Consider the following 13,421-nt stretch of genomic DNA (forward strand, 5'->3'; position numbering starts at 1 on the left):
GGGCAACTGAAGGGTCAACGATCTGTACACGTCCGTTGACATGGCGTGCAGACCGGTCGTCGGTGTGTCTTGACGGCCCGTCCTGGCCGAGTCGATGAGGCGATCGCGCGGCCTCGAATACCGCGTTGAGGCCGCAGGGACGAGATCCGGGAGCGGCGGTGTGCGGGAGCGCCAAGGCGCGGACATGCCGAGGGCGCCTCCTCGAAATCGAGAAGGCGCCCTCGGCTGGTGCGAGTTGTCCGGTCACCGAGCGTGCAACAAATGTCGTACTTTCGGGGCTAGGCGTCCAGCGTCCTGATACGCAGCCCCTGGTCGACGAAAGCCTCCCGCGGCGTGCTGAGCGTGGGTGATCCGGTACTCGCACACGGAGCTTCTACAGGGAGAACGAGGCTTCTCTTCTGCCGCGTTCCTGGCCGTATGAAGGTCCGCACCACCTTTGTAGTCCGTGTCGACGGTCACAGCAAGACACTCGATCGAGTGCACCGGTTCAGGCACCCTCTGCGATGACTACGCCCGCATCCAGCGGTTTTCTTCACTCGTAAGGGTGCTGGCGTTGATGCGGTGCGGATGGTGCGATGGCGGCGTCCGGCGAGTGCCCGGCCGGAGGTCTGTCGGTGACCGGCTTGGTCAGTTCCCGCGTCGTCTGCGAAGGCGTCGATGTCCGTACCAGGCGACTCCGGCCGCCGCGACGGCACTGAGTCCGATGGCCGCAGCCGTGACGGCGGTACCCGAGGGCGTGGGAATCCGGGCTCGCAGTGACACGGTGTGATCGAAGGTCAGCATCGGCCAGCCGCGCTGAACCACTTCCTTGCGCAGCGCGCGATCGGGGTTGACGGCCGTCGGGTGCCCGACCGCCTCCAGGAACGGCAGGTCGCTGATCGAGTCCGAGTACGCATGGGAGTCGGCGAGGCGATAGCCGTTGCGCTCGGCGATGGCGGTCAAGGCCGCAGCCTTCTGCCTGCCATGGCAGAAGAAGTCGAGTTCGCCCGTGTACAGCCCGTCGGCCACGGTCATCCGGGTTCCTGCGAAGTGCGTGATGTCGAGCATCCTGGCGATCGGCTCGACGACCTCCTCGCCGGAGGAGGACACCAGCACCACGTCGTGTCCCTGCTCGCGGTGGTCGGCGATCAGCTGGGTCGCCTCCTTGTAGACGAGCGGGTCGACGACGTCGTGCAGTGTCTCTTCCACGATCGCCCGGACCTGCGCGACGTCCCAGCCAGTGCAGAGGGAGGTGATGTGAGCCCGCATCCGATCCAGCTGGTCCTCGTCGGCACCCGCGAGCATGAGGAACTGTGCGTAGGCGCTCTTGAGCACCGCTCGACGGTTGATCAGCCCCTGCTGAAAGAACGGTCTGCTGAAGGCGAGCGTGCTCGACTTCGCGATCACCGTCTTGTCGAGATCGAAGAAGGCGGCGATCCGCGTCGGGGAGTCGCTCCGTTCGACCGTGTCCTGAGCCGTCACGTGGCCAGCATAAGCGGCCCTGTGTGCAGGCTCCGTTTCGACGGATCGCGACCGTCGGAGCCTTCTGTGCGGGCGTGTCACCCGTTCGCGGAGTCGGATTCTGATGAAGTCGTGGCAACTGCTGTCAGTTAGTGAACGAGGCACACGAAAGTGGTCGGTGGGAAGTACAGTAAGGGGCGTCCGGCCTTGAACCGGACGGGTTCAGCTCAACCCCCCGGAGCTGAACTCTCGCGACCCCCGCCCCTCCCCCCCGGCGGGGGTCGTCCCCTTTCTCCGGCCCGGTTGTGCCGTTGCTGCCCTGCCCTCGGCCTCTCCTCGGACGCTGCCCCGTTGCCGCAGCCCGGCGTGTCGATGTCCGCCTCGGTGGGCGGCTGACGTTCTGCGGCGTAGGCGATCCGCTCCCATCGGGTGGTTGACGTGTCTGACCTCGGTGCCTTGCGTGCGATCCCCGAAGTTGTCCACATGGGGGTCGGTCATCCACAACTTGATCTTGAACGCTCGCGGCGAACGTCGGACTGGGACACCGTGGTCCTCGAACGCGGCGTCGAATCCGGCGCCGCCGAGCCTGACGAGATCACCGGGAGTCGCAATGCAGAACGATCGAGTGCTGGTGCTCAGCCGCGACGGCGAACTGCTCGACGAGTTGCTACGGATGGCCGCCGCGGCGGGCTGTGAGGTCCAACGCCTGCCCGATGCCGTCGCCGCCCGCGCGCCATGGAAGGCGGCGCCCCTGGTGGTGCTCGACGCCATGAGCGTGATCGAGGTTGCCTCGGCGGGGCTGCCACGCCGTGCAGGCGTCGTCGTGGTCTGTGTGACGCCGCCTGCCGAAGAGGTGTGGCACGCCGCCGTGGCGCTCGGCGCCTGCGCGGTTCATCTGGTCCCGAGAGACGAGGAGCGGATCGTCGCGGCGTTCGCCGATGCGGTCGAGCGTCCTGGGAGACGCGGCACAGTGCTGGCTGTTCTGGGCGGTCGAGGAGGTGCGGGCGCCTCCGTCTTCGCTGCCGCCCTCGCCAGGGCCTCGGCGGGCCGATCCGAACGAGTGCTCCTGGTGGACGGAGACCCGGTCGGCGGCGGGCTCGACCTCCTGCTGGGCGCGGAGGAACGGACCGGGCTGCGATGGTCGGGGCTCGGGGCGGTCGGCGGTCGTCTCGCCGCCGCCACGTTGCGGGCGGCACTGCCCAGTCAGGAGATCGGCGATGGCGCGGTGACGGTCCTGTCGTGTGATCGAACCGACGGCGGGGAGCCTACGGCGGAGGGTGTCGAGGCCGTCGTGACGACTGCCTGCCGATCCGGTGACACGGTCGTCTGTGATCTGCCCCGATCGTTGCCAGCGCACGCGATCACGGCGCTGACCAGGGCTGATCTCGCAGTGATCGTCGTGCCTGCGGAGGTGCGTGCGTGTGCCTCGGCGGCAGCTCTGCTTGCTCGGCTTCGGATTCACGACCCACCGCTGCGGCTCGTGGTGCGCGGGCCGTCCCCTGGCGGTCTCACGTCGGCCGACGTGCAGCGTGCCCTCGGCGTCCCGGTAGCGGCCGCGATGCGTCCGGAACCCGGTCTTGCGGCTGCATTGGAGCACGGTGGGCTACGACTGCGTGCCGACGGACCGCTGGCGAAGTCCGCAGCCACGGTGCTCGACCTCGTTCGGCAGAACGACACGAGAGGTGCGGCATGACGACCTCGGAGCGCGTGAGATCGGAGCGTGTGCGAGTCGGCCCGGCGGACGGTGCGGAACTCACCGACGTCGGCTCCGCACCGGCCGGGCAGGTCTCGGATCGGGTGGACGCCGAGCTGGTGGATCGGGTTCGGCGCAGACTAGCCGAACTCGACACCATGATCACCCCGGCCGTCGTTGCCGAGGCGATCCGGCGCGAGGCGGGCGGCGTCCTCGGCGACACCGAGGTGCTGCACGCCTTGCGACTGCTGCGAGACGAACTCGTCGGCGCGGGCCCGCTCGAGGGCCTGTTGAGACAGCCCGACGTGACGGACATCCTGGTCACCGGGCCAGGTGAGGTGTGGGTCGATCGCGGAGGCGGGCTGACCCGCGCATCGATCCGGTTCGCCGACGAACACGCCGTTCGGCGGCTCGCCCATCGGCTCGCGGCCGCGGCAGGCCGCAGGCTCGACGACGCACAGCCCTTCGTCGACGCGTGGCTACCTGCCTGTCTCGGTATCGGAGACGTTCGACTGCACGCCGTCATCCCGCCGATCTCGGCAGGCGGGACCTGTCTGTCGCTGCGAGTGCTCCGGCCTGCCGTGCACGATCTGCCGACCCTGACCGCGATGGGCACCTTCTCGTCCGAGGTGGAGGGACTGCTGCGGGCACTGATCGCGGCTCGTCTCGCCTTCGTCGTCGTCGGCGGCACCGGCTCGGGAAAGAGCACGCTGCTCGGCGCACTGCTCGGCATCGTGCCCGCCGCCGAGCGAGTGGTGTGCGTCGAAGACGCGGGTGAGCTTCGACCAGACCACCCGCACTTCGTCTCGCTGCTCGCTCGGCCGCCCAACGTCGAGGGTGCTGGGGCGGTGACCTTGCGGGACCTCGTTCGACAGGCGCTGCGGATGCGGCCGGACCGATTGGTGGTCGGCGAGGTCAGAGGGCCGGAGATCTGCGATCTTCTCGCTGCGTTCAACACCGGCCACGACGGTGGATCGGGGACCATGCACGCCAACTCACCGGGGGAGGTTCCCGCACGGATGGAGGCCTTGGCCGCGTTGGGCGGGCTCGATCGGCCTGCGTTGCACAGTCAGCTTGCCGCGGCGGTGCAGGTGGTGCTGCACATGGCGAGGGGGCCTGCAGGCTCTCGGCGACTCGAGTCGATCGGCCTGCTGCGGCGCGACGGCGATCAGATTCGGGTGATCGACGCGTGGCGTCGAGACGGCGAGCCCGCACCTGGCCATGTCGCCTTGCGCAGGCTGCTGCACGGCAGGGGAGCGCAGACGCCATGGTGAGTGCGGCACTGCTGACCTGGAGCGCCGCACTGCTGACCTGGCCGGGGCGATCTGCTCGGTCGAGGGTGCGACTCCTGCGGCCTGCGGTGGATCGGCGGCCCGCATCGCGACGTCGCAGCCCGCGTCTCGGTCGATTCTTCGCCGTCGGCATCGGCCTGGGAGTGGGCTGGATGTCGGCCGCAGTGGCCGGTGCGGTGGCGGGGGCGATGCTGGCGGCGACGTGGTGGAGTCGCCTTGCGGCTCGAAGGAGTTGGCGACGCGGCCTTGCGGAGGTTCGAGGGTGGGCCGATGCACTCGGCATGATGAGTGCGGAGCTGCGTGCAGGCGCCGCACCGGCCGAGGCGGCAGCAGGGGCGGCACGGGATGCCGAGCCCACGGTCGCGGGAGTTCTCGTCGCGATCGCGTCCACCGCAAGGCTCGGTGGCGACGTTCCGGCCAGGCTGCGTACCGCAGCCGTCGACCGACCACGGTGTGCGGAGGCGCTGGCCCGTCTCGGACGGAGTTGGGCGGCGGCCGAACGACGGGGCGTGCCCTTGGCCGAGGCGCTCGACGCGGTTCGCCGAGACCTCGACTTCCGGGTCAAGACGGCCAACGGTCTGGCGGCGAGGATGGCAGGTCCGCGTGCTACCGGCGTGGTGCTCGCCTCGCTGCCTCTCCTCGGCGTGGCGCTGGGCGAGGCGATGGGTGCTGGTCCGTTGGAGGTTCTCTTCGGCGGCGAACTCGGACGACTCCTGCTCGTCGTCGGCGTCGCTCTGGACTGCCTCGGTGTCTGGTGGATCGGACGAATCACGGTGCAGACGGGGTGGTCCGCGTGACCCTCGGGTCGATCCTGCTGGCCGCAGCACTGCTCGCCGCACCGGGGGTCTCGGGTGTCCGGGGCAGGCTCGCCGTCGTGTCGGGCGTCGACGGCGGAGGGCGGCGGAAGGCCGTGACGGATCGGCACCTGCTCCTGATCGCGATGTGCTCGGTAGGCGTATCGGTGGCGCTGCTGTTCGGCGGGATCGTCGGTCTGGTCGCGGGTACGGCGGGCGCGGTGGTCGTGTGGTGCGGCGGGCGCCGAGTGGCGCGCGGCGCCGTCCGTGCCCCGCCCGACCCGGCTCGTCTGGCCGCAGGGTGGGACGTTCTGGCGGCAGGACTGCGCGCGGGGCTGACTGTGCCTGCCGCGCTGCACCTGGCGGCGGAGGAGCTCATCGAGCCCACTCGAGGGGTGTTGTACCGGGTTGCCGAGCTGCTCACGTCAGGGGAGGACCCGGACACGGCCTGGCAGCCTGCGGTGGATCATCCGCCGACCAGGGAGCTCGCCCGTGGCGCCCGACGGACGGCGCAGTCCGGCAGCGCGCTGGCGGGACTGGCGGTTCGGCTCGCCGACTCCGCTCGGTCTGCGGCGGCCGATGCACTGGAGGTGCGAGCTCAACGTGCTGCGGTGCTGGTCACCGGGCCACTCGGACTGTGCTTCCTGCCTGCCTTCCTCTGTCTCGGGATTCTTCCGGTCGTCATCGGCCTGGCCACAGGCCTACTCGAATCATGGTGAGACGGGCGTCCTCCGCTCCGAATCGCCTTCCTCAGCCAACTCGAGTTGGAGATGGAGACAATGCGCGTGAGGCCCTTCTCGACCGTAGTTCAGACACTCGTCCCGATGCTGCGTCGAGACTCGCGCCGTGCGGTCCCGCTGCCGTCCTGGCACGCCGCAGGCTGTGTCGTCGGGGGTGAGCGAACAACGGGCGGACGACATCGCGAAGCGGCTGCGGACGGCGCGATCGAACGATGGCGACCGGATCGTCCTGCGGTGCGCAGACTCATCCTGCTCCTGCGCGCCGACGAGGGAATGAACACGGTGGAGTACGCGGTGGGAACCATCGCAGCTGCCGGATTCGCCGCCCTCTTCTACACGATCGTGACCGGTGATTCCGTCAGGTCGGCGCTCACCGCGTTGATTCAGCAGGCCTTGTCGGTGAATCTGTGATGAGTGGCCGAGCCGACCCGGATCGCCGATGTCGGGGTACGCCGCGATTTCCCTGGCGTGCCGACGATCGAGGTGCTGTCACGATCGAGGCCGCCTTCGGCATCTGCGCGCTGCTGGTGACGCTGATCGGCGGGCTCGGCGGGCTGTCGGCCGTCACAGCACAGATCCGCTGCCTGGACGCCGCGACGGCGGCGGCCCGCCTGGTGGCGCGAGGTGCCGATGACGCGGCGGTGGCGGCGGTGCATCGCATCGCGCCGAGGGGAGCCGAACTCGACGTGGCGATCGTGGGGGAGGAGGTCGAGGTGACGGTGGGTGTGGCTGCGGTTCCGTTGATTCCCCAGATCCGGCTGCGAGCCGTGGCCTGGACGCTTGCCGAACCGGGCGTCGTCGCGACCGAGCCGGGCAGCCCAGCGGCCACGGACGCTACCGACTCCCCGAACGGCTCAGCAGGCTCAGATGTCCCGGAACGCCGGCAGGCCCCGGAAGGCCCGGCTGTTCCGGACGCTCAAGACGGTCAGGACGCGATCGACGGGCGCCAGACTGACGACCAGGCTGCGGCAGGCGACCCCGGCCCGGCAGGCGACCCCGGCCCGGCAGGCGACCGGGCCGACCCGGGTGGCCGCCACGGTGCGGCAGGCCAGGGGGATGCCGACGGCGCAGGAGAGGACTGGTCCGGCGGCACTATCAGCGCACGAGGTGATCCAGGGGACGGCGGTGATGATGCACGGGGTGACCCGAAGGTCTGGAACACGAACATCGGCGACACCGTCGCCAAGGACGCCGATGTCCGGGACCTCGGTACCGGCGGCGGAGGTTGACGACTGCGGCGCGGCGACCCCGTTGGCGCCTGCGCTGTTGGCGGCCCTGATGCTGGTGATCCTTATCGGACTGCACCTCGGCTCGGTCATCGTCGCTCGACACCGGGCCGAGGGCGCCGCCGACCTCGCCGCGCTCGCGGCGGCGGGACGGTCCATGGCAGGCGAGGCCGTCGCGTGTGAGCGGGCTCGGCGGGTCACCGATCGGATGGGCGTCCGGTTGGAGCGTTGCGCGCTCGCGGGTTTCGACGTCGTGGTCGAGGTTCACCGTGACGTGACCGGTCCGTTGCCGGTGCCCGGTATCGTTGCGGCAAGGGCCAGAGCAGGCTGGAGATGAGCCGCCGCCCGTCGCAGCGCAGGCAGGGGAATGGTCGCCGTACGAGTAGCCCGCGGCTCTCGCCTCGGGAGTGCCACGCGATGAATGGTCGTCGAACAGCGATGAACGGTTCTCACACTTTCTGAGCGTGTCGAAGCGGGCGGTCGACGACAAGCGCGCATCTCCGCGCCGCTCAATCAGCGCAATACATTCGCCGTTCACTTCGTACCAGTCGTCGACAGACCATTCTGTCGGGCATGACTCGTGTCGTTGAGTAGGAGGCAGGACGATAGCGGTGTTCTCCCACGGAAGGTGTTAAGAAGATGGACTGGTCGGCGAGCTGGCGGGATGCCTTCCGTATCGAACTCCGCGCGGAGGCGATCGGTCTGGCCGGTCGGGACTGGCCGGTCTTTCCCGGCACGTACCTCGACGACACGCTCCCCGTCGGTGAGCAGTGGGTGGGCCGAGCCGGGCACACCCAACACGGCCCCGCCCCGGTTCAAGAAGACTGGCAGACCCTGCTGCCCGCTTCGCTGGCCGACAACGTGTCCTGGTGGGCCGCCCGTCCGTACAGCCTGCTGCTGGCCACCGGTTTGGGAATCGACGTCATCGAGGTCGACGCCGCCCTCGGCAGGCCGGTGGCGGGTGCACTGCGGCGTGCGGGCCTGCTCGTGCCGACGCTGGCCACCCCCGACGGCCGCTGGCTGTTCCTCGTCGCCTCGGGCGCCCCGCTGAACCTTGAACTGGCCGAGCGGGAAGGAGTCGTGCTGCACGCGAAGGGAAGCTGGGTGCCGTTGGCGCCCTCCCCCGTGGTGCACGGCGTCGTCCACTGGCGAGTCAAGCCGGAGACCTGCGACTGGACCCTGCTGCCCTCCGCGCAGGTGCAGGAGACGATCGCGGAGGTGGCGTTCGGGCTGGACCCGATTCGCGACGATCAGGACGGACTGGTCGGCGCCGAGCGCTGATCAGCGGGCGTCGTCCGCCGAACCGATGACTGAGAGCACCGCGTCCAGAACCAGTACAGAGCCGGCCTTGTCCAGAGGTTCGTTGCCATTCCCGCACTTGGGCGATTGAACACAGGACGGGCAACCGGCCGGGCACTCGCAGGCTGAGATCGCCTCTCGAGTGGCGGACAGCCAAGGGACCAGTGCGGCGAAGCCGCGATCGGCGAAACCAGCTCCTCCAGCGTGACCGTCATGTACGAACACCGTCGCTTCACCGGTCTGTTCGTGGAAGGCGGTGGACACGCCGCCGATGTCCCAGCGATCGCAGGTGGCGAACAACGGCAACAGGCCGATCGCCGCATGCTCGGCTGCGTGCAGCGCGCCGGGAGTGCGCGCCGGATCAAGTCCGGCGCCCCCCGGCGCGCGGCCGTGTAACAACTCGTCGTGCATCGAGTACCAGACGGCTCTGGTGTGGAGTCGATGCTCGGGAAGGTCGAGCGCGACCTGGTCCAGCACCTGACCAGACGGCAGCCTGCGCAGGTACCCGACCACCTGCGAGGTCACGTCGACCTCGCCGAGACACACGGTCACTCCGCCAGCGTAGGTGCGACGAAAAAGCTCGCGGACGACCGAGATGTCGACGGTCTCCCGGGCCGACGTCGTCCAGTCCGGTGCCTCCGCGTGCACGAGCGCGATGCCGTCGGCGAGATGGAGTTCGTCCACCACGAAGGACTCGCCCTGGTGCAGATAGACGGCGCCGGGGTGCACGGTGTGGCAGGCGGCCACCGGGTCTACGGTGCCGAGCAGCCGTGCGGTGTCGCCCTCGACGACGACGATCTGCTCCCCGCCCGCGCCGCGAATGTCGACGTCATGATGTGGTCGTCGTTGCTGTGTCCAGAACCATCCCGTCTTCCTGCGTCGCAGCAGTCCGTCGGCGACAAGGCCCTCCGCGATGGCAGGCCCGTCCGCGCCCGCCAGTTCGGTGAGGGACGCCTCGGTGAGCGGGAGTTCGGCGGCGGCGCAGGCGAGTTGCGGGCCCGCCACGTAGGGGTTGCCGGGGTCCAGCACGGCCGCCTCGACGGGACTGCTCAGCAGCGCATCGGGGTGGTGCACGAGGTAGGTGTCCATCGGGTCGTCTCGCGCGATGAACACCACGAGTGCACCGTCGCCCCGTCTGCCCGCCCGCCCGGCCTGCTGCCAGAACGACGCCAGGGTCCCCGGATAGCCCGCGATCACGACCGCGTCGAGACCGCTGATGTCGATGCCGAGCTCGAGGGCGTTGGTCGTCGCCACACCGAGCAGTTCGCCGGCGGAGAGCGCCTGTTCGAGCGCTCGGCGGTCCTCCGCGAGATAACCGGCCCGATATGCGGCGATCCGGTCTGCCGCAGTGGGATCGACCTCGGCGACCAGCCGCCTGGCTTGCAGTGCGGTGGTCTCCGCCCCGCGTCTGGACCGGACGAAGGCGAGGGTGCGGGCGCCCTGTAGCACCAGGTCGGCCAAGAGCCCGGCCGTCTCGGCGCCTGCCGACCGTCGGATGGGGGCGCCGTTCTCGCCGGTGATCTCCGGGAGCAGCGGCGGTTCCCACAGGGCCACGGTCCGACCGCCACGCGGGGAGCCGTCGTCGGTCACGGCGACGCAGGACGCTCCGGTGAGCCGGGAGGCGAAGACCTCTGGCTCGGCGACAGTGGCGGAGGCCAGCACGAATACGGGATCGGCGCCGTAGTGGCGGGCGACCCGACGCAGCCTTCGCAGCAGCAGCGAGACATGTGAGCCGAAGACGCCTCGGTAGGCATGGCACTCGTCCACGACGACATAGCGAAGCCTGCGAAACAGCCGGGTCCAGCGTTCATGCTGCGGCAGGATCCCTCGATGCACCATGTCCGGGTTGCTGAAGAGCCAGCGTGCGTGCGACCGGGCCCAGTCTCGTTCGACCTGGGAGGTGTCACCGTCATACCGGGCCGCGCCGATCTCGTCGAAGCCGAGTGCGCGGACGGCGCGGAGCTGGTCGGAGCACAGTGCCTTGGTGGGCGCGAGATACAGCGCCGTCGCCTTCGGGTCGTGCAACAGGCCGGACAGCACCGGGAGCTGGTAGGCCAGCGACTTCCCGGACGCCGTTCCCGTGGCCACCACGACGTGGTCGCCCGCCCAGGCCGCGTCGGCGGCGGCTCGCTGATGGCTCCACGGTCGGGAGACGCCGCTGTCGCCGAGCGCGTCGACGAGTGCCGGGGGAACCCAGTCGGGCCAATCGGTCTGACGCTCGGGGCGGTCGGGCAGCTGGGCGACGTGAGTCAGCGGCGAGGCCTCGCTCGGCATCCCGATCGTGACCCGTTCGAGCAGGGCGTGCCCACGCTCACCCACAGTCATACGGCCACCCTTGCACAGCGCCGAGACTGATCGACTTCGGGCTGGGAGCTGCTTGATCGATCTCGTGATCGTATCCGAGATGAGCTGAACGCCACACCGTGAGTTCAGACACTCTCGCCGGGAATAGACTGCCCGCCTTCCCGTGGGTAACCAGTCGAATCTCGCTTGTGACCGAGTCCCGTGACCGGGGTCTCAAGATCGAGTGGGCAGTGGGTGGCTCGGACGCACGGGAGGGACGCGGTCGCCCTCGTGGGCGGCTCGGACCAACAGCAGCAAACCAACCAGGAGGACGGATGTCCCGGCTCAACCTCGCCCAGGTCAACTGGGCGCAGGGCCTAGAGCTCTCCGGGGGGGACTACGGCGTGGTGGCCGTGGTCGCCGTGGTCGCTCTGGCTGCCCTGCTCGTCGGATATGTCCTGCTTCGGGAGGTGCTGGCCGCCGGCCAGGGCAGCCCGAAGATGCAGGAGATCGCCAGAGCAGTGCAAGAGGGCGCGTCGGCCTACCTCAACCGGCAGTTCCGCACGCTCGGCATCTTCGTCGTGATCGTGTTCGTGCTTCTCTTCGCGCTTCCCGCCGAGGACATGGGGGAACGGATCGGAAGATCACTGTTCTTCCTCGTGGGCGCGGCGTTCTCCGCGGGCATCGGTTATCTCGGCATGTGGCTGTCCACCAGGGCCAACGTTCGAGTGGCCGCTGCGGCGGGGGAGCCGGGCGGGCAGGAGAAGGCCACCAGGATCGCCTTCCGGACCGGTGGCGTGGTCGGCATGGCCACCATCGGCCTCGGGCTCTTCGGTGCGGCCCTCGTCGTGATGGTCTATGCGGGCCAGGCGCCGAAGGTGCTGGAGGGCTTCGGCTTCGGTGCGGCACTGCTCGCCATGTTCATGCGGGTCGGCGGCGGCATCTTCACCAAGGCCGCCGACGTGGGCGCCGACCTGGTGGGCAAGGTCGAGCAGAACATCCCCGAGGACGACCCCCGCAATGCCGCGACCATCGCCGACAACGTGGGTGACAACGTCGGCGACTGCGCGGGCATGGCAGCCGACCTTTTCGAGTCCTATGCCGTCATGCTGGTCGCGTCCCTCATCCTGGGCAGCGCCGCCTTCGGCGTGCACGGACTGCTCTTCCCGCTGATCGTTCCCGCCATCGGCGTGTTCACGGCGATCATCGGCGTCTACATCACCACCGCGAAGCAGGGCGAGAATGGACTGCGGGCGATCAATCGCGCGTTCTACATCTCGGCGGGCATCTCGGCGGTGCTGTGCACCATCGCCGCGTTCGTCTACCTGCCGGGCACCTTCGCCGAACTGGGCAGCGGCCAGACGGGCGTGGCGGGCAGCCCGGCGTTGATCGCGGCGGTCGCCGTGATCATCGGCATCGTGCTGGCGGGCGTGATCCTCTGGCTCACCGGCTACTTCACCGGGACCGAGCACCGTCCCGTCAAGGACGTGGGCAAGAGCTCCCTCACCGGTGCGGCGACGGTGATCCTCTCGGGCATCTCCGTCGGTTTCGAATCCGCCGTCTACACGGCACTCGTCATCGGCGGCGCGGTCTACGGCGCATTCCTGCTCTCCGGATCGATCGCCGTCTCCCTGTTCGCGGTGGCGTTGGCGGGCTGCGGTCTGCTGACCACGGTCGGCGTCATCGTCGCGATGGACACCTTCGGGCCGGTCAGCGACAACGCGCAGGGCATCGCCGAGATGTCCGGCGAGCTGGACGACGAGAGCGCGCGGATCCTGACCGACCTTGACGCCGTCGGCAACACGACCAAGGCGATCACCAAGGGCATAGCCATCGCGACCGCGGTGCTGGCCGCAGTGGCCTTGTTCGGTTCGTACACCGATGCCATCGCGACCACGCTGGCCTCGTTGGGCGAGTCTCTCGACGTGACCGCGTTCCTGGTCTACGCGCCGAACACGCTCGTCGGGCTGATCGTGGGCGCCGCCGTCGTCTTCATGTTCTCCGGCCTCGCCGTCAACGCGGTGTCCCGCGCGGCGGGCGCGGTGGTCTACGAGGTGCGCAGGCAGTTCCGCAGCGACCCCGGCATCATGGCGGGCACCACGCGGCCGGAATACGGGCGAGTGGTGGACATCTGCACCAAGGACTCGCTGCGTGAGCTGGCCACCCCGGGGCTGCTGGCGGTCCTCGCGCCCATCGCCGTCGGGTTCGGCCTCGGTGTCGGGCCGCTGGCGGGCTACCTGGCGGGAGCCATCGGCGCAGGCACGCTGATGGCCGTGTTCCTGGCGAACTCGGGCGGCTCGTGGGACAACGCCAAGAAGCTGGTCGAGGACGGGCATCACGGCGGCAAGGGATCCGAGGCCCACGCGGCGACGGTCATCGGCGACACGGTGGGCGACCCGTTCAAGGACACCGCCGGGCCCGCGATCAACCCGTTGTTGAAGGTGATGAACCTCGTCGCGGTGCTCATCGCGCCCGCCGTGGTCACCTTCTCGATCGGGCCGGACGCGTCCCCGGTGGTGCGCACGATCATTGCCGGGACCGCCACGGCCATCATCGTCGTCGCGGTGGTGCTGTCCAAGCGCCGTTCGACCATGATCGGCGAGGACGAGAACGAGCACCAGCGGGTGTCGCCGGGCGTCGCCTCCTGACAAGAA

11 protein-coding genes are annotated in these 13,421 nt (G+C 69.4%); 9 read left to right on the plus strand and 2 right to left on the minus strand.

Annotated elements, in window-relative coordinates; translation table 11 throughout:
* Nucleotides 1-627: 627 nt before the first annotated feature.
* On the minus strand, nucleotides 628-1,461 hold the full coding sequence (locus UA75_RS01355; protein ID WP_075738171.1) for an HAD-IB family hydrolase: 834 nt from the start codon (nucleotides 1,459-1,461) through the stop codon (nucleotides 628-630).
* Nucleotides 1,462-2,050: 589 nt separating this feature from the next.
* On the opposite strand from UA75_RS01355, the gene ssd reads away from it, so the two are divergent.
* The 8 genes from ssd to UA75_RS01395 all read left to right on the plus strand — a co-directional run bounded on the left by ssd (nucleotide 2,051) and on the right by UA75_RS01395 (nucleotide 8,466).
* Nucleotides 2,051-3,133: a septum site-determining protein Ssd gene (gene ssd, locus UA75_RS01360; RefSeq protein WP_075738173.1), complete on the plus strand. Its 1,083-nt coding sequence runs from the start codon at nucleotides 2,051-2,053 to the stop codon at nucleotides 3,131-3,133.
* Between the two features lie 104 nt (nucleotides 3,134-3,237).
* Nucleotides 3,238-4,407 (plus strand): TadA family conjugal transfer-associated ATPase, encoded by a 1,170-nt coding sequence (locus tag UA75_RS01365; RefSeq protein ID WP_083683892.1) that lies wholly within the window; start codon nucleotides 3,238-3,240, stop codon nucleotides 4,405-4,407.
* Nucleotides 4,401-5,222, plus strand: a complete 822-nt coding sequence (locus UA75_RS01370; protein ID WP_075738177.1) for a type II secretion system F family protein — start codon at nucleotides 4,401-4,403, stop codon at nucleotides 5,220-5,222. The genes UA75_RS01365 and UA75_RS01370 overlap by 7 nt, the downstream gene beginning before the upstream one ends.
* Nucleotides 5,219-5,938, plus strand: coding sequence for a type II secretion system F family protein (locus UA75_RS01375; RefSeq protein ID WP_232237592.1), 720 nt, complete (start codon nucleotides 5,219-5,221; stop codon nucleotides 5,936-5,938). Before UA75_RS01370 ends, UA75_RS01375 begins: the two co-directional genes overlap by 4 nt.
* Nucleotides 5,939-6,043: 105 nt before the next feature.
* The gene (locus UA75_RS35055; protein WP_083682842.1) at nucleotides 6,044-6,370 is read left to right on the plus strand and encodes a DUF4244 domain-containing protein; all 327 of its coding nucleotides are present in this window, start codon (nucleotides 6,044-6,046) and stop codon (nucleotides 6,368-6,370) included.
* Nucleotides 6,370-7,188, plus strand: a complete 819-nt coding sequence (locus tag UA75_RS35060; protein WP_075738179.1) for a TadE family type IV pilus minor pilin — start codon at nucleotides 6,370-6,372, stop codon at nucleotides 7,186-7,188. The genes UA75_RS35055 and UA75_RS35060 overlap by 1 nt, the downstream gene beginning before the upstream one ends.
* On the plus strand, nucleotides 7,154-7,522 hold the full coding sequence (locus tag UA75_RS01390) for an Rv3654c family TadE-like protein (RefSeq protein ID WP_075738181.1): 369 nt from the start codon (nucleotides 7,154-7,156) through the stop codon (nucleotides 7,520-7,522). Before UA75_RS35060 ends, UA75_RS01390 begins: the two co-directional genes overlap by 35 nt.
* Nucleotides 7,523-7,824: 302 nt before the next feature.
* Entirely contained in the window at nucleotides 7,825-8,466 is a 642-nt protein-coding gene (locus tag UA75_RS01395; protein ID WP_075738183.1) for a bifunctional DNA primase/polymerase, read from the plus strand.
* Here UA75_RS01395 and UA75_RS01400 read toward each other — a convergent pair whose 3' ends face one another.
* Nucleotides 8,467-10,809 (minus strand): DEAD/DEAH box helicase, encoded by a 2,343-nt coding sequence (locus UA75_RS01400; RefSeq protein WP_075738185.1) that lies wholly within the window; start codon nucleotides 10,807-10,809, stop codon nucleotides 8,467-8,469. It lies immediately after the preceding gene.
* Nucleotides 10,810-11,102: 293 nt separating this feature from the next.
* On the opposite strand from UA75_RS01400, the gene UA75_RS01405 reads away from it, so the two are divergent.
* Nucleotides 11,103-13,415, plus strand: coding sequence for a sodium-translocating pyrophosphatase (locus UA75_RS01405; protein WP_075738187.1), 2,313 nt, complete (start codon nucleotides 11,103-11,105; stop codon nucleotides 13,413-13,415).
* The last annotated feature ends 6 nt before the right edge of the window (nucleotides 13,416-13,421 follow it).

This window comes from Actinoalloteichus sp. GBA129-24 (genome assembly GCF_001941645.1).
Taxonomy (GTDB): Bacteria; Actinomycetota; Actinomycetes; order Mycobacteriales; family Pseudonocardiaceae; genus Actinoalloteichus_A; species Actinoalloteichus_A fjordicus.